Source organism: Citrobacter sp. Cpo040, assembly GCF_030332915.1.
GTDB classification, from domain to species: Bacteria; Pseudomonadota; Gammaproteobacteria; order Enterobacterales; family Enterobacteriaceae; genus Citrobacter; species Citrobacter portucalensis.
Genome location: NZ_JAOWGX010000028.1, coordinates 98174 through 122087, shown reverse-complemented (window position 1 = coordinate 122087; position 23914 = coordinate 98174). Strand labels below are relative to the sequence as shown.

The window sequence follows — 23914 nt, the reverse complement described above, 5'->3', positions numbered from 1 at the left end:
ACTTAATAACGCGCCTTTTTCGTAACTAAGCAACATAAGAGAGAGCTTTTTGTGATGTCCATTAGAATTCCCTATGTAAGGAATGAAAAAAAATTACAAAAAGTGCTTTCTGAGCTGCTCAAAAAAGAGTAAAGTTATTCTCGTAGGGTACAGAGGTAAGATGTTCTATCTTTCAGACCTTTTACTTCACGTAATCGGATTTGGCTGAATATTTTAGCCGCCCCAGTCAGTAATGACTGGGGCGTTTTTTATTGTGCGAAAGAAAAGTTTTGCACTTGCTGTAGGCCGGATAAGACGCGCAGCGGCGTCATCCGGCATATCGGTGGGTTATTCCCCTTCCTGCACCTCTTCAACCGGTGCCAGTTCACTAAACCAGCTATCCAGTTTTTGCCGCAGTTTGTCCACACCCAGTTTTTTCAGCGATGAAAATGCTTCTACCTGCACATCACCGTTAAATGCCAGTACGGCTTCACGTACCATATTCAGCTGCGCTTTGCGTGCACCGCTGGCCAGCTTATCTGCTTTAGTCAGCAGTACCAGAACCTGAACGTTGCTCTCAACTGCCCATAGGATCATCTGTTGATCGAGATCTTTTAACGGATGACGAATATCCATCAGCACTACCAGACCTTGCAGGCTCTGACGCTTTTCCAGATATTCAGCCAGCGCGCGCTGCCATTTACGCTTCATTTCTTCTGGAACTTCGGCATAACCGTATCCTGGCAAATCGACCAGGCGTTTGCCGTCAACGACTTCAAACAGGTTGATGAGCTGAGTACGACCCGGCGTTTTAGATGTACGCGCCAGACCTTTTTGATTCGTCAGGGTATTTAGCGCACTGGATTTGCCTGCGTTGGAACGGCCAGCAAAAGCCACTTCGATACCGGTATCGGAAGGTAAGTGGCGAATATCAGGCGCACTCATCACAAAGTGCGTCTGTTGATAATTCAAGTTAGTCAAAGCAGTCCTCTCCATCAATCAGGGCTTTGCAGCGATTATACCTGAACCCCAGCAAAAGGCTGGTTTTTCGACGAGTGGGCTGTGTAAGTAAAAACCTCGCGCTTTGTGAGACATTGCCGACAATTTCTATACGAGATGACAGAGTAAAAAATGACAGAACTAAAATAAATCATATGGTTACATTTGGGCGCTATTCTTAAAATCAGAAATTGTTACCCAGGTTACTTGTACGTTTAAACCAAAACGGTAAAGTAGCGTCCATAGCGAGGAAGCTGAAAGGATAGACGACTCAGGATGAGGGTCAGGAGCGCCAGGAGGCGAAGACACAGGATTGTCAGGAAGACAAACGTCCGGAGACGTTAGTAAAAGGAAATGGAAACAACACGGAATGTTAGAGGCTAAGGGAAAAACAGGGTGTGTTGATAGCCAACAGGGATTGTAGAGCCCGTAAGGGTTGAGAGTCAGGAAAAAAGGCGACAGATTACTCTGTCGCCTTTTTTCTTTATTTCTGCTAGATTCCGGCGCAATTATATACTGAATAAAAACAGCCAAAGACGAATCATGATGAAACCAACTTCTACACCACGCGGTAAAGGTCCTGCAAAAGCGCGTCGTAAAACACGCGAAGAAATTAACCAGGAAGCTCGCGACCGTAAGCGCCAGAAAAAACACCGTGGTCATGCGGCAGGTAGCCGTGCGTCCGGTAGCGAAGGCGCATCTGGTGGCGGAAACCAAAATAAGCAAAAAGATCCTCGTATTGGCAGCAAAACCCCCATTCCATTGGGCGTGACCGAAAAAGTCACCAAACAGCACAAACCGAAGAGTGAGAAACCTATGCTTTCACCACAGGCTGAGTTGGATTTACTGGAAACGGATGAGCGCCTGGATGCGCTGCTGGAGCGTCTTGAAGCAGGAGAAACCCTGAGCGCGGAAGATCAGTCCTGGGTTGATGCCAAGCTGGATCGCATCGATGAGCTGATGCAAAAGCTGGGTCTTTCTTACGATGACGAGGAAGAAGAGGAAGAAGAAGAAAAGCAGGAAGACATGATGCGCCTGCTGAAAGGCGGCAACTAACGGTTTTACACCGTGGGTCTTCCCGTCCTGCTTATAACCCTTCCGGTTATATGTTATCTGGTGTGGTTATTCGTTAAACTACAGCGGTTGTCGCGGCGACAGAAGTGGCTGCGCAACCGACTTATCACCCGTACTGGGGTTAAGTCGGTACGCCGTACCCGCCAGAGACGCCATCGGAAGGAGTGAGCATGTCAGAGCAGTTAATAGACTGGGACCTGGCCCTGATCCAGAAATATAACTATTCCGGGCCACGATATACCTCGTACCCGACCGCGCTGGAGTTTTCTGAAGACTACGGCACTGAGGCATTTCTAAAGGCCGTGGCGCGTTATCCTGAGCGTCCTCTCTCGCTGTACGTTCACATTCCGTTCTGCCACAAGCTGTGCTACTTCTGCGGCTGTAACAAGGTCGTGACTCGCCAGCAGCATAAAGCCGATCAATACCTCGATGTCTTAGAACAAGAAATTATTCATCGCGCACCGCTGTTCGCCGAACGCCATGTCAGTCAGTTGCACTGGGGCGGCGGCACGCCAACGTACCTGAATAAAGCGCAAATCAGCCGTTTGATGTCGCTGCTGCGTAGCAACTTTAACTTTAACGACGACGCTGAAATCTCGATCGAAGTGGATCCGCGTGAAATTGAGCTGGATGTGCTCGATCATTTACGTGCTGAAGGTTTTAACCGCCTGAGCATGGGGGTACAGGACTTCAACAAAGAAGTTCAGCGCCTGGTGAACCGTGAGCAGGATGAGGAGTTTATCTTTGCGCTGCTGAATCATGCGCGGGAGATTGGTTTTACCTCAACAAATATCGATCTGATTTATGGCCTGCCAAAACAGACGCCGGAAAGTTTTGCCTTTACCCTGAAACGCGTTGCTGAGCTGAATCCAGACCGACTGAGCGTCTTTAACTACGCGCACCTGCCAACGCTGTTTGCCGCTCAGCGCAAAATTAAAGATGCCGACCTGCCCAGCGCGCAGCAGAAACTGGATATCTTGCAGGAGACCATCTCGTCACTGACCGAAACCGGTTATCAGTTTATTGGTATGGATCATTTTGCCCGCCCAGATGACGAATTGGCCATTGCACAACGCGAGGGTGTTCTGCATCGCAATTTCCAGGGCTATACCACCCAGGGTGATACCGATCTGCTGGGAATGGGCGTGTCAGCCATTAGTATGATTGGTGACAACTACGCGCAGAACCAGAAAGAGCTGAAGAGCTATTATCAGCAGGTAGACGAGCAGGGGAACGCGCTGTGGCGCGGAATCGCCCTGACCCGCGACGACTGCATTCGTCGGGATGTTATTAAGCTCCTGATCTGCAACTTCCGCCTCGACTATGCCGCTGTGGAACAGCAATGGGATCTGAACTTCGCTGACTATTTTGCCGAAGACCTGAAACTGCTGGCACCGCTGGCGAAGGATGGGCTGGTGGATGTCGATGAGAAGGGGATTCAGGTCACGCCGAAGGGCCGTCTGCTGATCCGTAATATTTGCATGTGCTTCGATGCGTATCTGCGCCAGAAAGCGCGGATGCAGCAATTCTCGCGGGTGATTTAACGCTTTACCGGGTGGCGCTTCGCTTACTGTGCCTACGAAAATCTCAATACGTAGGTCGGGTAAGCGAAGCGCCATCCGGCGAACCCGCTAACTGAACAGCCCAACCAGCGCTGCGCACAATACTGCGGCGACCGCAGTTTGTGGCGTATGGCTTTCGACCGCACCGCTCGACAGCAGATTAATGATTGATTCCAGCATGATGACTTCCCCCCGTTAGTCGGGCACGATCATACTTAACTCATCGGAACAGTAAAGCGCAAAATAGCAGCTATTTGCGCTCAATTATTAATCTTTACACAGTGACGATATATCACTCCATTCCGAGTTCTTTTAGCTTACGCGTCAAGGTATTACGACCCCAACCGAGCAAGCGTGCCGCTTCCTGTTTATGCCCCTGGGTATGACGTAGCGCGGTAGTCAATAGCGTACGCTCCATCTCTGGTTGGGCCTCAGAAAGCAAGTTTTGATGACCGGAGCGTAATGCCCGATCCGCCCACTGTGCCAATAGCGTCGCCCAACTATCCGGCTGCATATGGGACGGTGCGTCTGGCACAGAGGTTTCAAACAGCTCGGTTGGTAAGTCCTGAATCAGTACTTCCTGCCCGGCGGCCATGACGGTTAACCAGCGGCAGGTGTTCTCAAGCTGACGTACGTTACCTGGCCAGGCCAGACGGGTGAGCGCAGCCTCGGTTTCCGGGTGTAATTGTTTGGCTTCCACCCCCAGTTCGCGGGCTGCCTCCTGCAGGAAATGACGCGCCAGGCGGGGGATATCTTCCCGACGTTCGCGCAGTGGCGGCAGATGTACCCGGATGACGTTCAAGCGATGGAATAAGTCCTCACGGAATTTGCCTTCCTGTACGCGCAGTTCAAGGTTTTGGTGCGTGGCGGCGATAATGCGCACATCCACTTTCACCGGTGCGTAACCACCCACGCGGTAAAACTGTCCATCGGCTAATACGCGCAATAAACGCGTTTGCACGTCCAGCGGCATATCGCCAATTTCATCGAGGAACAGCGTACCGCCATCTGCCTGTTCAAAGCGCCCCTGACGAATGGTATTCGCCCCGGTAAACGCGCCTTTCTCATGACCGAACAGTTCAGACTCGATCAAATCTTTCGGGATAGCCGCCATGTTCAGCGCAATAAACGGCGCTTTGACGCGTGGGCTGTGACGGTGCAACGCATGGGCGACCAGCTCTTTACCGGTTCCTGACTCCCCATTAATCAATACGCTGATTGAAGATCGGGACAGGCGACCAATAATGCGAAAGACGTCCTGCATTGCTGGCGCTTCGCCGATAATGTCGGTTGTGGGGCCATTGATCTGAACATTACGCGGCTGCTGCTGTTCCTGATAATGACTGATGGCGCGCTCGACCAACGCCACGGCTTCATCAATATCAAAAGGTTTGGGCAGATAATCAAACGCCCCTTGCTGATAGGCGCTGACGGCGGCATCCAGATCGGAGTGCGCGGTCATTATGATGACCGGAAGCATCGGATGCCGCTGTTTAATCTGTTTTAACAGCGTCAGGCCGTCCATACCCGGCATGCGGATATCCGACAACAGCACGTCCGGCGTTTTGCTGGCCAGCGCGTCCAGTACCTCTTTACCACTTTCAAATGTGGTACAGCTTAGCCCTGCCCCTGCGAGCGCACGTTCAAGCACCCAACGGATGGAACTATCGTCATCAACGACCCAGACTATTCCTCGTTGCATAAACGTCACCTTATTTCCTGATAGGCAGGTAAACCGAGAACTCGGTATGACCCGGCCAACTGGTAAATTCAATTTTGCCGGAATGTTGATCAATCAAATTACGGGCGATAGATAATCCAAGGCCGGTACCGCCTTCGCGACCGCTAACCATTGGGTAGAACAGCGTATCCTGCAAATGCGAGGGAATACCTGGACCGTTATCCTCTACATCAATTCGTGCCGCCAGACGGTAACGCATGCCGTGTAGCGTGAGCTGAAACGCGGTACGGGTGCGCAGAATGATCTCGCCGCCTTCCGGTCCCAGCGCCTGCAAAGCATTGCGTACGATGTTCAGCAAAACCTGCTCGATCTGGTCCGGGTCGTGCAGTAATTCGGGCAGACTTGGGTCGTAATCCCGGATTAGCGTGACGTTTTCCGGCAGCTCCATCGAGACCAGCGCCACCACGCGTTCCGCCACTTTGTGAATACTTTCCGTGATGTGCATGCCGGGCTGTTGTGGCCCCAGCAGACGGTCGACCAGATTACGCAGGCGGTCCGCCTGTTCAATAATGACTTTGGTATATTCGGTCAGCGCCGGGTCCGGAAGCGCTTTACTGAGAAGTTGCGCCGCACCGCGTAATCCGCCCAGCGGGTTTTTAATTTCATGTGCCAGACCACGCACCAGATCGCGAGCGGCAATCTGCTGGGCGTGCTGGAGCTGTTCCTGACTCAGACGGCGCTGGTTATCCATAGGGGCCATCTCCAGCAAGATAAGGCCATCAGGCAGCCTCTGAGCGGTCACAGAGAGGATATGTGAGTGGCTGTCTATCACCAGCGTCACTTCGTTATCCGTAAAGCCCTGGCCTGCTTCCAGGCTCTCTCGCATCAGTCCGATGTTTAAGGAGAAATAACTCAACAGATCGGGAAGCGGTGTACCAAACAGTTTGCGGGAGCTTTGGGCGAGCAACTGCTGTGCCGCCGGGTTGGCGTAATGTACAGCCAGCTCATCGTCGACGAGTAAGATGCTGTTGATTAAAGAATTGAGGATCTGCCCAGCATCGGGCAGCGTGCCGGTTGCCATTCAGCAGTCTCCTGAAAAGTGTTGCACCAATTTAGTGCATTATAGCTTTTTACATCAAAAAAGCGCGAAAAAGCAGGTTGTTAGTGGAGAAAAAAGCCCATCCGGGGATGGGCTACAGATGACTGGCAAACATAGATGCCGGATGGCGGCTTTGCCTTATCCGGCCTACAAGGTAATGTTACCCTCCAGGCCTGATAAGTTTGCGCCATCAGGCGTCCTATCATTCACCATCGATCTCAAGCCTGCCTGAGCAGGCTAAAAGTTCCACGGCAACTCAAACGATTAAACGCTGTAGTACAGCTCAAACTCTACCGGGTGCGGAGTCATACGCACGCGGTCATCTTCTTCGCGACGCAGCGCAATGTACGCATCGATCGCTTCATTGGTGAACACGCCGCCTGCGGTCAGGAACTCGCGGTCCAGATCCAGTTCTTTCAGTGCTTCTTCCAGAGAACCAGCAACCTGTGGGATCTCTTTCGCTTCTTCCGGCGGCAGGTCGTACAGGTTTTTGTCCATTGCTTCGCCCGGGTGGATCTTGTTCTTAATACCGTCAAGACCAGCCATCAGCAGCGCTGCGAAGCACAGGTATGGGTTAGCAGCCGGGTCCGGGAAACGCACTTCGATACGACGCGCTTTCGGAGAAGCAACTACCGGGATACGGATAGACGCAGAACGGTTACGGGCAGAGTAAGCCAGCATTACCGGTGCTTCGTAACCCGGGACCAGACGTTTGTAGGAGTTGGTGGTCGGGTTAGCCAGGGCGTTGATCGCTTTAGCGTGCTTGATTACGCCACCGATGTAGTACAGCGCCTGCTCAGAGAGACCCGCATATTTGTCACCGGAGAACAGGTTTACGCCGTTCTTGGACAGGGACATGTGGCAGTGCATGCCGGAACCGTTATCGCCAAACATTGGTTTTGGCATAAAGGTTGCGGTTTTACCGAAACGGTGAGCGACGTTGTGAACGACATATTTGTAGATCTGAATTTCGTCCGCTTTTTTGGTCATGGTGTTAAAGCGGGTCGCGATTTCGTTCTGACCGGCAGTCGCCACTTCGTGGTGATGCGCTTCAACAACCAGGCCCATTTCTTCCATGATCAGACACATGGTAGAACGGATATCCTGAGAAGAATCTACCGGAGGAACCGGGAAGTAACCGCCTTTCACGCCTGGACGGTGACCTTTGTTACCACCTTCGTATTTGGTGGAGGAGTTCCATGCGCCTTCGATGTCATCGATAGCCACGTGGGAACCGGAAATAGTTGCGCCGAAACGGATGTCGTCAAACAGGAAGAATTCTGGCTCTGGTCCGAACAGAACGGTGTCTGCGATGCCGGTAGAACGCAGATACTCTTCAGCACGTTTAGCAATGGAGCGCGGGTCACGGTCGTAGCCCTGCAGCGTACCTGGTTCCAGGATATCGCAACGGATGATCAGGGTAGACTCTTCAAAGAACGGGTCGATGAGAGCAGTAGACGCATCTGGCATCAGAACCATGTCTGATTCGTTAATGCCTTTCCAGCCACCGATTGAGGAGCCGTCAAACATTTTGCCTTCTTCAAAGAATTCGGCATTTACCTGATGAGCAGGAATAGTGACGTGCTGTTCTTTACCTTTGGTATCAGTGAAGCGTAAATCAACAAACTTCACTTCGTGTTCGTTCAGCATCGTCAAAACGTGTTCAGCGGACATACTTACTCTCCCGGATTGGTCATTGTCGTCGTGGTAACGAAGTCTTCAATTCTGCAAAAATTGGCCGTGTCGCCATAAAAAATATAAAGCGAAATCTGTGCCAACTTTTAAATTGCCCCTAAAAGGCGTTATCATGCGCACCATCGTGCAAAGGGGCTGCACCATGAAGGTTGTATTGCACCATTATAGTGCTTTAATGTGAACATTAAGCACCATATTGGTGCAAAGCATGTCAGATTACCCCTTTTAACGCTCCGTGAATGTGATCACAAAGAAACTCTGCAATACTTGTTTGCGGAGGATGTTTGTGATCCTGTTTTGTACTGCGATTAATCCGTGTACAATAACGCGCTATTTCTAAAATGCCTGAGGCAAAGTTGTGATCGAAAATTTGCGTAACATCGCCATCATCGCGCACGTAGACCATGGTAAAACGACCCTGGTAGACAAGCTGCTCCAACAATCCGGTACGTTCGATGCACGTGCTGAAACCCAAGAGCGCGTGATGGACTCCAACGATTTGGAGAAAGAGCGTGGGATTACCATCCTCGCTAAAAACACCGCTATCAAATGGAATGACTACCGTATCAACATCGTTGATACCCCGGGGCACGCCGACTTCGGTGGTGAAGTTGAACGTGTAATGTCCATGGTCGACTCTGTGCTGCTGGTGGTGGATGCAATGGACGGTCCGATGCCGCAGACGCGCTTCGTGACCAAAAAAGCCTTTGCCCATGGCCTGAAGCCAATTGTTGTTATCAACAAAGTTGACCGTCCTGGCGCGCGTCCTGACTGGGTTGTTGATCAGGTATTTGACCTGTTCGTTAACCTCGACGCTACCGACGAGCAGCTGGACTTCCCGATCGTTTACGCTTCTGCGCTGAATGGTATCGCGGGTCTGGATCACGAAGACATGGCTGAAGACATGACTCCGCTGTATCAGACTATCGTTGATCGTGTACCGGCTCCGAGCGTAGATCTTGATGGCCCGCTGCAGATGCAAATCTCTCAGCTGGACTACAACAACTACGTTGGCGTAATCGGTATCGGCCGCATCAAACGCGGTAAAGTTAAACCGAACCAGCAGATCACTATCATTGATAGCGAAGGCAAAACCCGTAACGGTAAAGTCGGTAAAGTTCTGACCCATCTGGGTCTGGAACGTATCGAGAGTGATATTGCCGAAGCAGGCGATATCATCGCGATCACCGGTCTGGGCGAACTGAACATCTCCGACACCATCTGCGATCCGCAGAATGTTGAAGCGCTGCCAGCTCTGTCCGTTGATGAACCGACCGTTACCATGTTCTTCTGCGTAAACACCTCTCCGTTCTGCGGTAAAGAAGGTAAATATGTTACCTCTCGTCAGATCCTTGACCGCCTGAACAAAGAGCTGGTGCACAACGTTGCGCTGCGCGTTGAAGAAACCGAAGATGCGGATGCGTTCCGTGTATCCGGTCGTGGTGAGCTGCACCTGTCTGTTCTGATCGAAAACATGCGTCGTGAAGGTTTCGAAATGGCGGTTTCCCGTCCGAAAGTAATCTTCCGCGAAATCGACGGCCGTAAACAAGAGCCGTTCGAAAACGTAACGCTGGACGTTGAAGAGCAGCATCAGGGTTCTGTGATGCAAGCTCTGGGTGAGCGTAAAGGCGACCTGAAAAACATGAATCCAGATGGCAAAGGCCGTGTACGTCTTGACTACGTGATCCCAAGCCGTGGTCTGATCGGCTTCCGTTCAGAATTCATGACCATGACTTCCGGTACCGGTCTGCTGTACTCCACCTTCAGCCACTACGACGATGTTCGTGCGGGTGATGTGGGTCAGCGTCAGAACGGCGTACTGATCTCCAACGGCCAGGGTAAAGCAGTTGCGTTCGCACTGTTCAGCCTGCAGGACCGCGGTAAGCTGTTCCTGGGTCACGGTGCTGAAGTTTACGAAGGCCAGATCATCGGTATTCACAGCCGCTCTAACGACCTGACTGTAAACTGCCTGACCGGTAAGAAACTGACTAACATGCGTGCGTCTGGTACTGACGAAGCAACGGTTCTGGTTCCGCCGGTTAAGATGACTCTGGAGCAGGCTCTGGAATTCATCGATGACGACGAACTGGTAGAAGTAACACCAACCTCTATCCGTATCCGTAAGCGTCACCTGACTGAAAACGATCGTCGCCGTGCAATGCGTGGCGCGAAAGAAGAGTAATTAACACTCTTTTTCAGGTAAGCACAAAAAAGCCGCTGATTATCAGCGGCTTTTTTATTTCGGAAAGATTAGAAGAAATACTTTGCCCCGACACGAATCTGGTTTTGTTCACGATGATAGGGCTCAACATTGCGATCTAACCAGCGTAATTCCAGATAGGGCAGCCAGTGTTCATTAATACGATACTTAAAGGTATTAGTAATTTCCCAGTGATGATCTTTTCCATTGCTGCTATTGAAGTCATTGACGCGCATAAAATAGTGCGGTTCAAAGGTGTAGGAGAATTTATCGGTAATGGTAAAGTTCCAGTAGTTACCGATTTCATAGGTGTCATTATTATCCAGATCACCATTTAAATCGGTTGAACTGTAGTTATTATGGTTATATCGATTCCGCACGGTAAGATTAAACCACGGAGTAAATTTATAGTTAACATCCAGATAAGCCGCACCACCGGAACCCGTACTCTTATCATTTATCAACCCACCTGGCTGGATAGTTAATTTATCTGTCGGTTTAAATAACGGATACCAGCCCTCAATTTCATTATAGCCGTGTTTTAACTCATCCTTGCGTTGCATGGTGTAGGTGTTGGTGAGCATGATACCCGCGCCCATATCGGAGTTATAGCCAACACGCATCATCACTTCTATCTGATCTGACGCCAGATTATATGCCTCGCGGTTCTCGACATAGGCACCCGCAAAAACAGAGGTAGAAGCAACCGAAGATAAGAGAATTATTGTTGTTAACTTTTTCATAATAAATCCATTTTTTAAGCGTAGGGAGGCCGCCATCCATTAAGATGGAATAGGCGGCTATTATTTTTATACGTTTACAGCAGAGGTATTATTTTTAGTGGTAACAGGATCCGATAGAGCATTGTTTTTCTTCCGTTGGCTGATTTCCTCAATAATAAAAGCAAAGCGAGTTTCGTTGAGCTTATAAAATAAACCCATCGTGAATGCAGCGATAATGGCCAATCCACAAGGCCAAAGGAAAATAAGCTGACGCAGGCCGAGCAAAGTTGCATCGCTTTGAGTTATGTTGGGGATATAACCGATTTGCGTCAGCATGATGCCCGGCAGGAAACCAGCGAGCGCAGCGGAAATTTTGCGCGAAAAGGTATAACCCGTATACACCGAACCTTCCGCGCGGATCCCTGTTTTCCATTCGCCATAATCGACCGTATCCGGAACCAGCGCCCAGTTCAGGCTGTTAACAAAAGCGGTTCCGAAGAAGGCCATACAGGAGAATGTCACGAACAAAAATGATGTGCTGCCCCAGAAAAAGTTCAGTACATCGCCGATAGCCCATAATGCCAGACCGCCGAGGTAAACCTGCTTTTTACCGAAGCGTTTCACCGCAGCGGGAACCAGCAGTACCCCAACCAGAATGCATCCCATGCTGAAGAACCCCATCCATGACAGCAGATGAATATCATTGAGCACGTACTGGGTGTAGTACACCTGGATTGCCAGCTTGATGTTGAATGCCGCCAGCGTGCATAAGTTGGCGACACACAGCACCAGCAGAGGAGGGTTACGGAAAATGGCACAGAACGATTTGAGAATGCTGGGCTTATGGTGATCCGGCACGATTTCAATGTAGCGTTCCTTCACTCCGCTGAAACACCACCACATGCTGAACAGCCCGCAGACTGAAAAGATCAGTGCGGCGATCAGATAACCCAGTGAGGATGAACTGACAAATAGCGCTTGAATCGGCATAAAGCCAACGGTGCACAGTAACAGACCAACGGTAGCGCCGCCCTGACGCCAGGCGGCGAGCTGAGCGCGTTCATGCGGGTTTTTAGTGATCGCAGGCACCATCGCGCCGTAGGAGCAGTTCATCAGGCTATAGAACAGACCGAATAGCATAAACAATACCGTCGCCAGCCCAGTTTTTACCGTTAGCGTAAAATCTGTCGCCAAAAACTGCGCGCTGGCAACAACTGCGACAGGAAATGACGCATACAAAATAAAAGGTCTGAATTTACCTTTTGCGCCAATATTACGTCTTGAGTCCAGCAATACACCGGTCAACATATCAGTGAAGGCGGTGAAGAACTTCGCCACCAGAAAGATAATCCCACCGTAATACGCCGGCATCCCTAGTTCATCGGTATAAAATTTAAGCAGATACAGTGTGCCGATACACAGCATCAAATTTGAGCCGAAGTCACCCACTCCGTAGGCGAATTTTTCACGCAGGCTCAGTTTTAGCGTTAGCGGATCATGAAAAGACATAATCGCTCCTCAATAGCGCCCCGTAGAGCGCTATTCATTATTATTATCAAACGGGTTGTTTACGCGCTTCTATCTCTTCAACGATGCGGACATACATCTTCTCGTTAAGGTTGTAGAAACAGCCCATAGCCACAATGGTGATCACCGCTAAAGCGCAGGGATAAATAAAGATCAACTGACGCAAACCTTCGACCGTACTTGCTGATTGCACCACGTTGGGAACGTAGCCGATTTGCGTCAACATCCAGCCGGGGAAGAATCCTGCCAGCGCTTGTGAAACTTTACGAAAGAAGGTGAAACCGGTGTATACCGTGCCTTCAGAGCGTACGCCGGTTCGCCATTCGCCATATTCCACCGTATCGGAGACCAGCGCCCAGTTCAGGCTGTTAACGAATGCTGAGCCGAAGAACGCCAGGCAGGAGAAGGCGACAAAGCTGACGGAACCGCCACCAAAGAAGTAGTTAAGCAAATCCCCCGCAACCCAAATTAGCAAACCGGCAATGTAGACTTTTTTCTTGCCGAAACGTCTAACCATTCCTGGCATCAAGAAGACGCCGATGAAGATACAGCCCATGCTGAAAAAGCCCATCCAGGAAAGGAGGATTGGGTCATTCAGTACGTACTGGGTGTAATAGACCTGAATTGCCAGCTTAACGTTAAATGCGCCAAGCGTACAAAGGTTGGCAACGCACAGAATAAACAGAGGGCGGTTACCGGCGATGGCGCGGAAGGATTGCAATAATCCCGGTTTTTGCGCGGCATCCACGGGTTTCACTTCCACGTAGCGTTCTTTTACCCCGGCATAGCACAGCCACATAAACAGCAGGCCAAACAGCGAGAACAACGTGGCGGCGAAGATATAACCCAGCTGTGAATTGCCTTCGATCAAGTTCATTACCGGTACAAAGCCGACTGTACATAGCAACAAACCCAGGGTTGCGCCCCCTTGTCGCCAGGCTGCCAGTGAAGCGCGCTCGTCCGGATTTTTCGTAATCGCGGGAACCATTGCACCATAGGAGCAGTTCATCATGCTGAAGAACAGTCCGTACAGCATAAACAGCACCGTTGCCATCACCGTTTTACCGGTTACTTCAAACGGTGTACCGACAAAGTTGGCAATCGCCAGCAAGGTAACTGGAAATGCGGCGTAAAGAACGAACGGACGGAATTTCCCTTTCGGGCCGATTTTGCGGCGGGAATCGAGCATAATCCCGGTGCCCATATCGGTAAACGCGGTAAAAAATTTGGCGATAAGGAAAATGATGCCGCCATAAGTACCTGGTAAACCAAGGACATCGGTATAAAACTTGAGTAAATAGAGGGTACCAATGTCCAACAGGATATTGGAGCCTAAATCACCCATCCCATAGGCGAGTTTTTCTTTGAACGGCAAGCGTAGGGTTGCCGGATTAGAGGAATTCTGACTCATTATTATTCTCCATTTGCCCGCGAGTTGCCCCGCGGGCGAGCCGTGTTAGATGTTGCGTAAAGTGGCAAACAGTGACGCCCATTCACTCTTCGCGCGATAAAACACCGGAGGTTTGCCAATAGGCGTATCTACGGTAATTTCACCGCCCTGGTAAGTTTCCCCAGTCCAGACGTTTACCCAGCTATCCTCTGGCAGATACAGCGTCCAGTTTTGCTGGCCCTGTTCGTGAACCGGCGCGACCAGCAAATCTTGTCCCAGCAGATACTGATATTTCAGGGTATAGGTCCGAGCATCGTCTTCGTAATGCAGGAACAGCGGGCGCATCACCGGCAGACCGGTAGCGCTGTTTTGCGCGACAGCCTGTTTTAGATACGGTTTCAGGGTGGTAAAGACGGTGGTCATACGGGCAAAGTGGGCGATGGTTTCAGCATCACCATCAAACTGCCAGTTATCGCCAGGGCGGTTACCTTCGTGGGTGCGCATCATCGGCGTGAAGGCGCTGAAGTCACACCAGCGCAGTAGCAGTTCTTTGCTGCGTTTCATGTCAAACAGGGTGGTGTAGCCGCCGATATCGCTGTGGTGCAGACCGTGACCGGTCATCGCCAGCGACAGCGCCGCAGGAACGACGGAAGCCAGACCGTCATCGAGGCTCCAGTCAACGTTCTGATCGCCTGCCCACATCATGGTGGAGTACTTCTGGCTGCCGGTGTAGCCCGCACGCATAAAGAACAGGATTTCGCCGAGTTTGCCGGTCTCCTGTAACGCTTCATAGTTGCATTTCGCCCACAGTGCGGGCCAGGCGTTATGCATAATTTCAGCGCTGACGCCGTTGTGCAGGTAAGTGTCAGTTGGCAGGTATTCGCCAAAGTCGGCCATCCAGCCGCCGCAGCCCAGCGCGATCATGTTCTTTTTGATGACGTCTTTGAACCAGGCGTAGGCTTCGGGGTTGGTCAGATCGACCACGCCGCCGTAAAACTCGCCGAACTCAACCAGATAGTCATCGCCAGAAGCATCTTTTGCCAGATAACCGTGTTTGGCTGCTTCGGCGCAGAGATCTTTGTCGCTGGCGACGTACGGGTTGATATAGGAGAGGAACTGCACGCCTTCTTCTTTCCACTGCTTAATACGAATGTCCAGTTGCGGGTAGTTGTCGCTGTTCCACTTCCAGTTCCACATTACGCGCTTGCCAAAGGAAGTCATGCGGATCCCGGACCAGTCCTGCGCCCAGATGCCGTTTACCTTCACGCCAGCGTTACGCATGGTGTCCAGTTTGTTCTGACAAACCTCAGTCCCGCCCTGAATACCGAGCGTGACGCCATCGTAGATCCAGTCCGGCAGCTCCGGTTGGCGTCCTAACAGCGCAGTCAGTTTTTCCAGCAGAGAGATATAGGTTTCGGCGCACTCAATACGCAGAGTGGTTTTGTCTTCCCACAGAGCGAGTTCGTGATACTCCGGCGCGCTGAAATCGAAATTCATATAGCAACTGTTATCAACGTGGCAGTAGTACTTCTGTGTGCTGACGAAGGTTGGCTGCGGAAAGAAGGTCCAGTAATAGTCACCACCAGCATTTTCTTTGCAGTCGGCCTGCCAGGTGACATAGCTGTTTTTGTTGCGGCCCACGCCCTGTTCGCTGGTCCACAGCGGGAACGGTTTACCGCGTAAGTCGAAATAAGAGAACTGTTCGCCGCAGCCGTAAATATGATCGTCCGGGTTGGCCGCCAGACGCAGCCAGATACGGTTATGGCTGAGTTCCTCGTTATGGAGGTCGAGCTTCAAACGACCCTGATCATCGGTAGAGATGTGTAGCGTGGCGTTGATGGTATTACCGCGGCTGAAATGTACCAGCCAGCCATCAGGTGACTCGCTAACCGTGGCGTCGGTCAGAGCAATCTTCTCATTGAGTTTGTCTTTGATGCTGAAGTTGCCGCGAAACATGTCAATGTCGGCAACGCCAGTGCCGATCCACAGACAGGGGGTTTCTGTGCTGTGACGTAAAATCAGGCGCTGGTGGTACGTTAAAGCAAATCCATCAGGTAATGATGTGAGTTCTAAGGCGGTTGACCGTTGTTGTAGCGAATTCATTATCGTCTCCGTAAAAATAGGGTAATTCGGTAATTTGTCGGAAATCTGTTATTCACTGCCGATTAAAAAATGCATTTGATGTGTTTCTCCGGGCGCGAGATGAATCAGGCTAATTCCGGAGTTAAAGGCGTCTGGCGGGCAGGTCATCGGTTCAACCGCCAGGCCACGCCGTGCTAATTTTTCGCCGGTGTACACCTGTAGCCAGGGCTGGTGGCTGCGTAAAAAAGTGGACATGTTTTGCGATGGGCTGGTTATCCTGACTTCCCACTCAGCATCAGGTGGCATGGTCCTGAACGTATGATCGATAGTGGTCTGCGCAATGCGTCGCTGCGTTGTGAAATCCCGTTCATCGCATGTTTCTTCACTCGCTGGGAGTGTTAATTCACAGTCATCGATAGGATGCAGATTGCAGGTCAAGTAGGGATGTGCTCCCGCGCCATACGGGGCAATTTCGTCACCCACATTCTGTGTCCGAATAATGACGTGCAATCCGCTGTCTGCCTCCAGTCGGTAAATCACCTCTGAAACCAGCGCAAAGGGATAGCCATAAGAGGGCGGAAGAAAAATCGTCAACGACACTTCCGTGTTCGACAGTTGATTAATCTGCCAGTCCCGCCAGGCCAGCAATCCATGGATGGCGGTATGTGAAACATGGTCGTTAACGGCAAGTTGGAAGGTCTTGCCGTTATGTTGATAGCAGCCATCTGCAACGCGGTTTGGCCAGGGAACCAACACTTTTCCTAAATGTGCCAGCGGCATCTCTTCCGGCTTATGTGGAATCACAGTGTGACGCCCACGGTGCGTCAATTCTGCTAGTCCAGCACCAACCGTGACGATTTTTGCCTGGAAGTTTCCGGCTTGAAGATGAATGGTTTTTCCACCGTTATGCATGGCTGCTCACCTTGTTACTTATTTAGCGTTGATATCCAGCAGACCGGCAGCCACTGCCGGTGCAAGGCCCGGAGCCAGCGGTAGACGCGGGATCACCAGGCAGTGCAGTAGGTGATAAATGTCCTGCTTACCGTCCCAGACTTTGGTAGTCACCTTGTTATCGGTGTCCAGTTCCTGCCACCATGAACCGGTCTCGTAGTCCATCAGATATGTGATGCAGTAATCCCACCACTTCTGGTACCAGACTTCGTATTGGCTGTCGCCGGTGAGGGTATACAAGGCATAGGCGGTACCCATGGCTTCGACTATCGGCCAACGCACTCTTTCGCGAACGATGGGTTTACCATCCCAGCCCACCGAATAAACAAAACCATCTGCGCCGTCCGGTGCCCAGGCATCACGGATGGTGGCGTGGAACAAACCTTTGGCATCTTCCAGCAGCCATTTGGGAGGCGTTTCAAAACGGGCTTCCAGCGCGGCATGCAGATGCAGCATCAGGCGGCCCCATTCGATCCAGTGGCCCGGCGTGCCGCCGTAGGCGCGGAAACGGTGAGCTGGGTTATCCTTGTTGTAATCGCGGATTGGGTTCCACTGTGAATCGAAGTGTTCGTTAACGCGATACTCCCCGCTGCGGGCTACGTCGTGAATAATCACCGAAGCAATTCGCAGTGCGCGATCGAGCCATTTACGGTCATGGGTAACGTCATACACGATCAGGAAAGCCTCGACCGCGTGCATGTTGGCGTTACCGCCGCGGTAATCTTCCGTCTGGCTAAAAGCTTCGTCCCAGGATTCCAGGCACATCTGCTCCTCTTCGCTCCAGAAGTACTTTTCAATCACGTCGATAGCGTCATCCAACAATTGTCTGGCCTGCGGATGACCGGTGGTGACCGCACTTGCCGCACCGAGCAAAACAAAGAAATGCTGATAGCCTTGCTTGGAGGCGTCCATTACCCCTTCGTCATTTACGCAGGCGTACCAACCGCCGTAGCGTGTGTCGCGTAGCGCACCGTTCAGCGCTTTAATACCGTGATCGACTAGCTGATATGCGCCAGGGCGACCCATTAATGCGGCAACGGAGTAAACGTGCAGCATACGGGCGGTGATCCACAAATGTGTCCCCATATCTGCTCTGACCTGGCCACTGTTTCCCAGCCAGCCAAATCCGGTGGGTACCGCCGCGTTCTTACCAAAGTTAAAGATGCGGTCGGTTTCCTGCTCCAGCCAGCGGTTGTGGCTTAGGGTGTTAAACCATTTCATTCTTCGATCCTCTTAGCGGCGGGCCATCATTTCATCGACGATATCGCCCAGACGCTGCAATTTAGGCGCGGAAACATCACGCAGCATCAGTTCGGTATCTGGCAGGCCAACAACCGATGACCAGACCGCACGTCCGGCCAGGAAGCCAGATGCGCCTGCGGTCATTGCTACGCTGACTGCGCGCGGGAACAGTTTTTCATCCACACCAGAGGAGAGAATGACCCACGGCATGTTGATGTTTTCATGCAGGCGCTGAGAGGCGCTAAGTAGTTCTTGCTGAGTACCTTTGCCGTACAGCGGCATTTCGACCTTGTAGAGATCGGCACCGCTATCACCCAGTTCTTTTGCGGCATCGATAATGGCCTGTTCGCGATCGAACTTATCGCCACGACGCGGTGGGCGAACAACCGGCTCGATGATGCTCAGCAGGCCATTGGAATGGCATAGCTCATTGAATTCTTTCACCATATCAAGACGCTGCTGGGCATCTTCATCGCTACGCCACAGCACCAGCAGTTTGAGAGCCTTAGCACCATCTTGCTTCACGGCTTGCGGGTTGATTTTTTTATCAATCACCACGCTATCGACCGGAATACCGTTACCCGGAATGAACTCATCAGCGGCCACAATCATGGCGCAGCTTTTGGCGACAGCGCTTTGCTCTACAACCTGGCGGTAGCAGAACTGCTGGTCGACCAAAATGGCGGAGGCATAGGGGGACAGGATCTTCGCCGCATTGACTTTGAAATCGGTCAGCACGCTGTCATTGACCGGGGATTTTGCACCCGCTGCGGCAAACATTAAGCGCATGGCTTCGCGCTGATCGACCGCCAGCATGGCAAAACCGCCAGAAACTCGGGTGATATCTTTCAGGGTGTACTTCGTCATTGTTCAGTCCTTACTTATCTGTGTGTTTATTTAGCCCGGCGGATGCGCGAACCTGTTCGAGAATTGCCGTCCAGTCTTCCCGGCCACGGCCAGCGGCACGCGCCTGGTTATAGACTTCGCGGGAGGCGGCGCCGAGCGGCATCGGCACATGCAGTTGGTTGGCAACGTCCAGGGCGATGCCAAGATCCTTGTGAGCTAAATCGATCATGAAGGCCGGGGAAAGATCGCCTTTCAGCACTTTGTTCGGCCAGGAGGTAGTGAAGTGGCCTTTCCCGGCGGGGGTGCCGCTCATAACTTGCAAGGCCACATCAAAGGAGAGGCCAAGTGCCTCGCACAACACGGCTGCTTCGGCAGAAAGAGCGTTCAGTGCGATACTCATGTAGTTGTTGATGAGTTTCACGCGGATCCCCATGCCGGGACCCCCTGCATTGATCAATTCATTACCCATCGCCATCAGAACCGGTGCGGCGCGTTCTACCTGCTGTGCCGTTCCGCCTGCCAGCAGCAACAGCGTTCCCGCGATAGCGTGATCGGAGGTGCGTCCAACCGGGCAATCCATCATGTCGAAACCTTTGGCACGCATATCAGCGATAAGCTTGTCGGTTTGCAGTGGATGAATGGTCGACATATCAATCACTAATGCCTGTGGGGAGAGGCTTTCGCAGATACCTTGCTCTCCGAACAGTACGCTGCGCACCAGATCGCCGTTTGGCAGCATGGTGATGACAAATTCTGCCCCCTTTGCCGCCTGGGCCGGGTTGTTGGCAGGCTGTGCTCCTTTTTCCACCAGGCGCTGAACGGCATCCGGGTTAACGTCAAAGACGCTGAGTTGATGACCCTGCTTCAGCAAGTTGCTCGCCATGGGTGAACCCATCTGACCTAATCCGATAAATGCTATAACTGCCATAACGTTCTCCTGAGACGTGAATGTCATTTTTTGTCATTTAAGGTCGTTTGTTTTTGTCTGTTTTTGATCGTATTTGTAATTTATAGTCAAAAAATTGACAGCCGTCACTTTTTAAACATTTTGTGAAATTAAAATGATCCCATCTTGAAATGCCTAAGGAATGACCATGATTCGTATTGCTTGTGTAGGTATTGCCGTGATGGATCGCATCTATTACGTGGAAGGTTTACCGACCGAAGGAGGTAAGTATGTGGCGAAGCGTTATACGGAAGTGGGCGGCGGGCCTGCTGCAACGGCCGCAGTGGCTGCAGCGAGGCTGGGCGCGCAGGTGGACTTTATTGGCCGTGTGGGCGATGACGACACCGGAAATAGCCTGCTGGCGGAGCTGGAATCCCTGGGGGTAAAAACCCGCTACACCCGGCGCTACGCGGGGGCAAAGTCTTCGCAATCGGCAATTATGGTTGATGCGCAAGGGGAACGGATTATCGTTAACTATCCCAGCCCGGATTTATTGCCGGATGCTGATTGGTTCAATGAGATTGATTTTTCCCAGTGGGATGTGGTGTTGGCGGATGTTCGCTGGCACGAAGGGGCCAGGCAGGCGTTCGCGCTGGCGCGTCAGGCGGGAGTGATGACGGTACTGGATGGCGACGTAACGCCACAAGATATCAGCGAGCTGGTGGCGCTAAGCGATCATGCTGCATTCTCTGAACCTGGACTGGCGCGTTTAACCGGGATAAACGATTCTGTCGCTGGACTGAAACAAGCACAAACGCTCACAAATGGACATGTTTACGTAACGCGGGGAAGTGAAGGCTGTGACTGGATAAAAAATAATACGTTGCAGCATCAATCTGGATTTAAAGTCGATGTTGTGGATACTACGGGAGCTGGAGATGTTTTCCACGGCGCGCTCGCATTCAGCCTGGCCGGCGGCGATGCTCCAGAAGAGGCCGTCAGGTTTGCCAGTGGGGTTGCTGCGTTAAAATGCACTCGCCCGGGAGGAAGGGCCGGAATCCCTGACTGTGATCAAACCCGATCTTTTCTGTCACTTTTTGTATAAAATGCCAGGGCAATGGTTTTTCGAGGAAATTTCATGAGTCTTACCGAACTGACCGGTAACCCGCGACACGATCAACTGCTTATGCTGATTAGCGAGCGCGGTTATATGAATATCGACGAGCTGGCCAGCCTGCTGGACGTGTCCACGCAAACCGTGCGTCGTGATATTCGTAAACTCAGCGAGCAGGGATTAATTACGCGTCATCATGGTGGCGCGGGCAGAGCTTCCAGCGTGGTGAATACGGCGTTTGAGCAGCGTGAAGTCTCCTGGACGGAAGAGAAAAAAGCCATCGCGGAAGCGGTGGCTGATTACATTCCCGATGGGTCAACGGTGTTTATTACCATTGGCACCACCGTTGAGCAGGTGGCACGCGCGCTGTTAAACCATAATCATTTGCGCATTATCACCAATAGCCTGCGTGTGGCGCACATTCTGTATAACAACCCGCGTTTTGAAGTCATGGTACCGGGGGGAACGTTACGCCCGCATAACAGTGGCATCATTGGCCCTTCTGCCTCGGCATTTGTCGCTGATTTTCGGGCCGACTACCTGGTTACCAGCATTGGCGCGATCGAAAATGATGGTGCGCTGCTGGAGTTTGATGTCAACGAGGCCAGCGTAGTGAAGACGATGATGGCCCATTCAAGGCATATTCTGTTGGCTGCGGATCATACGAAATACACGGCTTCTGCCGCGGTAGAAATTGGTAACGTGTCTCAGGTGACCGCGCTATTTACCGATGAATATCCAGGCCCGGCACTGCATAATTTACTTCAGTCACAGCAGGTGGAAATTGTGCAAGTGAGTCCTTCACAGGACGATGCTCTGGCCGTGTAATTCTCTCCAGTGATGGCTCGATAAGTTCGTAGCCATCATTCGCGCATAGTCAAACTTCTCCTTTCCCGCTACAGTTATTCATCCACGGCGAATAAGGAGAAGGGCATGCTCTATATCTTTGATTTGGGGAATGTGATTGTCGATATCGACTTCAATCGCGTGTTAGGTACTTGGAGCGATCTGAGCCGTGTACCGCTGGCTTCGTTAAAGCAAAGTTTCACCATGGGAGAGGCTTTTCACCAGCACGAGCGAGGTGAAATAACGGATGAAGCCTTTGCCGAGGCGCTATGTCATGACATGGCGCTACCGCTAAGCTATGAGCAGTTTTCCCACGGCTGGCAGGCCGTTTTTGTTGCCTTGCGTCCTGAAGTCATCGACATCATGCAAAAGCTGCGTGAGCAGGGGCATCGGGTGGTCGTCTTGTCGAATACTAACCGTCTGCACACGACGTTTTGGCCGGACGAATACCCCGAAATCCGTCAGGCTGCTGACCATATTTACCTTTCCCAGGATCTGGGCATGCGTAAACCGGAAGCGCGGATTTACCAGCATGTCCTGCAGTCTGAAGGTTTTTCTGCGCATGAGGCGGTATTTTTCGACGACAACGCCGATAATATTGAAGGGGCTAATCGGTTAGGGATTACCAGCATCCAGGTTGTCGATAAAACGACCATTCCGGACTATTTCGCGAAGTTGCTATGCTAAAAAATGTTCAGCAACAAGCCAGGCACCATACACGTCCTGTTCGGGCCTGGCTGAAGCTACTATGGCAGCGGATTGATGAGGACAACATGACGACGCTGGCAGGGAATCTTGCCTATGTCTCACTGCTCTCATTAGTGCCGCTTATTGCCGTAGTTTTTGCGCTTTTCGCCGCCTTTCCGATGTTTTCTGACGTCAGCGTCCAGCTACGTCATTTCATTTTCGCAAACTTTATCCCGGCGACGGGAGATGTCATTCAGCGTTATATCGAACAGTTCGTTGCCAACTCGAACAAAATGACCGCCGTTGGGGCGTGTGGGCTGATTGTGACAGCGCTATTACTGATGTATTCCATTGATAACGCGCTGAATACTATCTGGCGCAGCAAGCGTACTCGGCCTAAAGTTTACTCTTTCGCCGTTTACTGGATGATTTTAACGCTGGGGCCACTGCTGGCGGGGGCCAGTCTGGCGATCAGCTCTTATCTGTTGTCATTGCGCTGGGCCAGCGATCTCAACACGGTGATTGATAACATTCTGCGTATTTTCCCGCTGGTGCTTTCCTGGCTCTCGTTCTGGCTGCTTTACAGCATCGTACCGACCACACGTGTACCTAACCGTGATGCGGTTATTGGTGCCTTTGTGGCCGCTGTGTTGTTCGAAACCGGAAAGAAAGGATTTGCGCTCTATATCACGATGTTCCCGTCTTATCAGCTCATTTACGGTGTCCTGGCGGTGATCCCCATTTTATTCGTCTGGGTATACTGGACCTGGTGTATCGTCTTGCTAGGCGCGGAAATAACTGTCACTCTCGGGGAATACCGCAAACTTAAACAAGCCGCAGAACAAGAAGAAGCAGAGCAACCATGATTGCATTAATTCAGCGCGTAACCCGTGCCAGCGTCACCGTGGAGGGCGAGGTGACGGGTGAAATTGGCCCAGGACTTTTGGTCCTGTTAGGTGTCGAAAGGGATGATGACGAACAGAAAGCGAACCGCCTGTGCGAGCGCGTACTCGGCTATCGAATCTTTAGCGATGCCGAAGGCAAAATGAACCTTAACGTGCAGCAGTCAGGGGGCAGCGTGCTGGTGGTTTCACAGTTCACGCTGGCGGCAGATACCGAACGCGGCATGCGCCCGGGGTTTTCAAAAGGGGCTGCGCCCGATCGTGCAGAGGCGCTGTATGATTACTTTGTTGAGCGTTGCCGCCAACAGGAAATGAATACGCAAACCGGTCGATTCGCTGCGGATATGCAGGTTTCACTAGTTAATGATGGCCCCGTGACGTTCTGGTTACAAGTATGAACCAGCTACCGGTGTGGCCGCGGACAACAAGA

Annotated in this window: 22 protein-coding genes and 1 pseudogene; 10 read left to right on the top strand and 13 right to left on the bottom strand. The window is 51.7% G+C overall.

The window, feature by feature from the left end; all coding sequences use genetic code 11:
- Positions 1–160 precede the first annotated feature (160 nt).
- A complete protein-coding gene (spfP, locus tag OGX86_RS22775) occupies positions 161–208 on the top strand; it encodes a small protein SpfP (RefSeq protein WP_071892919.1) in 48 nt (15 codons plus the stop codon).
- Between the two features lie 119 nt (positions 209–327).
- Here spfP and yihA read toward each other — a convergent pair whose 3' ends face one another.
- Complete coding sequence (gene yihA / locus OGX86_RS01715; protein ID WP_008786982.1) at positions 328–960, bottom strand: ribosome biogenesis GTP-binding protein YihA/YsxC; 633 nt, start codon at positions 958–960, stop codon at positions 328–330.
- 209 nt (positions 961–1169) lie between these two features.
- Here yihA and OGX86_RS01710 point away from each other — a divergent pair.
- From OGX86_RS01710 to hemN, 3 genes and pseudogenes are all read left to right on the top strand, one after another.
- Positions 1170–1355: pseudogene (locus tag OGX86_RS01710) on the top strand (hypothetical protein).
- Positions 1356–1524: 169 nt separating this feature from the next.
- Positions 1525–2034: a Der GTPase-activating protein YihI gene (yihI, locus tag OGX86_RS01705; RefSeq protein ID WP_003028627.1), complete on the top strand. Its 510-nt coding sequence runs from the start codon at positions 1525–1527 to the stop codon at positions 2032–2034.
- 188 nt (positions 2035–2222) lie between these two features.
- On the top strand, positions 2223–3596 hold the full coding sequence (gene hemN, locus OGX86_RS01700; RefSeq protein WP_286639136.1) for an oxygen-independent coproporphyrinogen III oxidase: 1374 nt from the start codon (positions 2223–2225) through the stop codon (positions 3594–3596).
- Between the two features lie 87 nt (positions 3597–3683).
- On the opposite strand, the gene OGX86_RS01695 is transcribed toward hemN, so the two are convergent.
- The 4 genes from OGX86_RS01695 to glnA form a co-directional block, all read right to left on the bottom strand.
- The gene (locus OGX86_RS01695) at positions 3684–3794 is read right to left on the bottom strand and encodes a YshB family small membrane protein (RefSeq protein WP_020996121.1); all 111 of its coding nucleotides are present in this window, start codon (positions 3792–3794) and stop codon (positions 3684–3686) included.
- A gap of 112 nt (positions 3795–3906) precedes the next feature.
- Positions 3907–5316, bottom strand: coding sequence for a nitrogen regulation protein NR(I) (gene glnG / locus OGX86_RS01690; protein ID WP_003825317.1), 1410 nt, complete (start codon positions 5314–5316; stop codon positions 3907–3909).
- A 10-nt stretch (positions 5317–5326) separates the two neighbouring features.
- Positions 5327–6376 carry a nitrogen regulation protein NR(II) gene (gene glnL / locus OGX86_RS01685; RefSeq protein WP_008786986.1) on the bottom strand — a complete coding sequence of 350 codons (1050 nt, stop codon included), beginning with the start codon at positions 6374–6376 and terminating at the stop codon, positions 5327–5329.
- 282 nt (positions 6377–6658) lie between these two features.
- Positions 6659–8068, bottom strand: a complete 1410-nt coding sequence (gene glnA / locus OGX86_RS01680; protein WP_008786987.1) for a glutamate--ammonia ligase — start codon at positions 8066–8068, stop codon at positions 6659–6661.
- Between the two features lie 379 nt (positions 8069–8447).
- Here glnA and typA point away from each other — a divergent pair, with 379 nt between their 5' ends.
- Positions 8448–10271 (top strand): ribosome-dependent GTPase TypA, encoded by a 1824-nt coding sequence (gene typA / locus OGX86_RS01675; protein ID WP_008786988.1) that lies wholly within the window; start codon positions 8448–8450, stop codon positions 10269–10271.
- A 68-nt stretch (positions 10272–10339) separates the two neighbouring features.
- Here the strand turns inward: typA and ompL are convergent, their stop codons facing one another.
- The 8 genes from ompL to yihU form a co-directional block, all read right to left on the bottom strand.
- Entirely contained in the window at positions 10340–11032 is a 693-nt protein-coding gene (ompL, locus tag OGX86_RS01670; RefSeq protein ID WP_048227540.1) for a porin OmpL, read from the bottom strand.
- Between the two features lie 66 nt (positions 11033–11098).
- Complete coding sequence (locus OGX86_RS01665; protein WP_103015349.1) at positions 11099–12520, bottom strand: MFS transporter; 1422 nt, start codon at positions 12518–12520, stop codon at positions 11099–11101.
- A gap of 46 nt (positions 12521–12566) precedes the next feature.
- A complete protein-coding gene (locus OGX86_RS01660) occupies positions 12567–13949 on the bottom strand; it encodes an MFS transporter (RefSeq protein WP_136392460.1) in 1383 nt (460 codons plus the stop codon).
- 45 nt (positions 13950–13994) lie between these two features.
- On the bottom strand, positions 13995–16031 hold the full coding sequence (locus tag OGX86_RS01655; protein WP_286639127.1) for an alpha-glucosidase: 2037 nt from the start codon (positions 16029–16031) through the stop codon (positions 13995–13997).
- A gap of 48 nt (positions 16032–16079) precedes the next feature.
- The gene (locus OGX86_RS01650) at positions 16080–16922 is read right to left on the bottom strand and encodes an aldose-1-epimerase (protein WP_136392458.1); all 843 of its coding nucleotides are present in this window, start codon (positions 16920–16922) and stop codon (positions 16080–16082) included.
- An 18-nt stretch (positions 16923–16940) separates the two neighbouring features.
- Entirely contained in the window at positions 16941–18182 is a 1242-nt protein-coding gene (yihS, locus tag OGX86_RS01645) for a sulfoquinovose isomerase (RefSeq protein WP_286639123.1), read from the bottom strand.
- A 12-nt stretch (positions 18183–18194) separates the two neighbouring features.
- Positions 18195–19070: a sulfofructosephosphate aldolase gene (yihT, locus tag OGX86_RS01640; RefSeq protein ID WP_286639120.1), complete on the bottom strand. Its 876-nt coding sequence runs from the start codon at positions 19068–19070 to the stop codon at positions 18195–18197.
- A 10-nt stretch (positions 19071–19080) separates the two neighbouring features.
- Positions 19081–19977 carry a sulfolactaldehyde 3-reductase gene (yihU, locus tag OGX86_RS01635; RefSeq protein WP_286639118.1) on the bottom strand — a complete coding sequence of 299 codons (897 nt, stop codon included), beginning with the start codon at positions 19975–19977 and terminating at the stop codon, positions 19081–19083.
- Positions 19978–20143: 166 nt separating this feature from the next.
- Here yihU and OGX86_RS01630 point away from each other — a divergent pair, with 166 nt between their 5' ends.
- From OGX86_RS01630 to dtd, 5 genes are all read left to right on the top strand, one after another.
- Entirely contained in the window at positions 20144–21040 is an 897-nt protein-coding gene (locus OGX86_RS01630; RefSeq protein WP_286639116.1) for a sugar kinase, read from the top strand.
- 33 nt (positions 21041–21073) lie between these two features.
- Positions 21074–21877 carry a DeoR/GlpR family DNA-binding transcription regulator gene (locus OGX86_RS01625; protein ID WP_060683040.1) on the top strand — a complete coding sequence of 268 codons (804 nt, stop codon included), beginning with the start codon at positions 21074–21076 and terminating at the stop codon, positions 21875–21877.
- Between the two features lie 105 nt (positions 21878–21982).
- The gene (gene yihX, locus OGX86_RS01620; protein WP_008786997.1) at positions 21983–22582 is read left to right on the top strand and encodes a glucose-1-phosphatase; all 600 of its coding nucleotides are present in this window, start codon (positions 21983–21985) and stop codon (positions 22580–22582) included.
- Positions 22576–23448, top strand: a complete 873-nt coding sequence (locus tag OGX86_RS01615; RefSeq protein ID WP_079935075.1) for a virulence factor BrkB family protein — start codon at positions 22576–22578, stop codon at positions 23446–23448. Before yihX ends, OGX86_RS01615 begins: the two co-directional genes overlap by 7 nt.
- Positions 23445–23882, top strand: coding sequence for a D-aminoacyl-tRNA deacylase (gene dtd / locus OGX86_RS01610; RefSeq protein WP_048227548.1), 438 nt, complete (start codon positions 23445–23447; stop codon positions 23880–23882). The genes OGX86_RS01615 and dtd overlap by 4 nt, the downstream gene beginning before the upstream one ends.
- Positions 23883–23914 lie beyond the last annotated feature (32 nt).

Bases quoted from the DNA above. Each gene is read 5' to 3' on its own strand.
- yihI (WP_003028627.1), top strand. From the start codon at position 1,525: ATGAAACCAACTTCTACACCACGCGGTAAAGGTCCTGCAAAAGCGCGT.
- hemN (WP_286639136.1), top strand. From the start codon at position 2,223: ATGTCAGAGCAGTTAATAGACTGGGACCTGGCCCTGATCCAGAAATAT.
- OGX86_RS01695 (WP_020996121.1), bottom strand. From the start codon at position 3,794: ATGCTGGAATCAATCATTAATCTGCTGTCGAGCGGTGCGGTCGAAAGC.
- glnG (WP_003825317.1), bottom strand. From the start codon at position 5,316: ATGCAACGAGGAATAGTCTGGGTCGTTGATGACGATAGTTCCATCCGT.
- glnL (WP_008786986.1), bottom strand. From the start codon at position 6,376: ATGGCAACCGGCACGCTGCCCGATGCTGGGCAGATCCTCAATTCTTTA.
- glnA (WP_008786987.1), bottom strand. From the start codon at position 8,068: ATGTCCGCTGAACACGTTTTGACGATGCTGAACGAACACGAAGTGAAG.
- ompL (WP_048227540.1), bottom strand. From the start codon at position 11,032: ATGAAAAAGTTAACAACAATAATTCTCTTATCTTCGGTTGCTTCTACC.
- OGX86_RS01665 (WP_103015349.1), bottom strand. From the start codon at position 12,520: ATGTCTTTTCATGATCCGCTAACGCTAAAACTGAGCCTGCGTGAAAAA.
- OGX86_RS01660 (WP_136392460.1), bottom strand. From the start codon at position 13,949: ATGAGTCAGAATTCCTCTAATCCGGCAACCCTACGCTTGCCGTTCAAA.
- OGX86_RS01655 (WP_286639127.1), bottom strand. From the start codon at position 16,031: ATGAATTCGCTACAACAACGGTCAACCGCCTTAGAACTCACATCATTA.
- OGX86_RS01650 (WP_136392458.1), bottom strand. From the start codon at position 16,922: ATGCATAACGGTGGAAAAACCATTCATCTTCAAGCCGGAAACTTCCAG.
- yihS (WP_286639123.1), bottom strand. From the start codon at position 18,182: ATGAAATGGTTTAACACCCTAAGCCACAACCGCTGGCTGGAGCAGGAA.
- yihT (WP_286639120.1), bottom strand. From the start codon at position 19,070: ATGACGAAGTACACCCTGAAAGATATCACCCGAGTTTCTGGCGGTTTT.
- yihU (WP_286639118.1), bottom strand. From the start codon at position 19,977: ATGGCAGTTATAGCATTTATCGGATTAGGTCAGATGGGTTCACCCATG.
- OGX86_RS01630 (WP_286639116.1), top strand. From the start codon at position 20,144: ATGATTCGTATTGCTTGTGTAGGTATTGCCGTGATGGATCGCATCTAT.
- OGX86_RS01625 (WP_060683040.1), top strand. From the start codon at position 21,074: ATGAGTCTTACCGAACTGACCGGTAACCCGCGACACGATCAACTGCTT.
- yihX (WP_008786997.1), top strand. From the start codon at position 21,983: ATGCTCTATATCTTTGATTTGGGGAATGTGATTGTCGATATCGACTTC.
- OGX86_RS01615 (WP_079935075.1), top strand. From the start codon at position 22,576: ATGCTAAAAAATGTTCAGCAACAAGCCAGGCACCATACACGTCCTGTT.
- dtd (WP_048227548.1), top strand. From the start codon at position 23,445: ATGATTGCATTAATTCAGCGCGTAACCCGTGCCAGCGTCACCGTGGAG.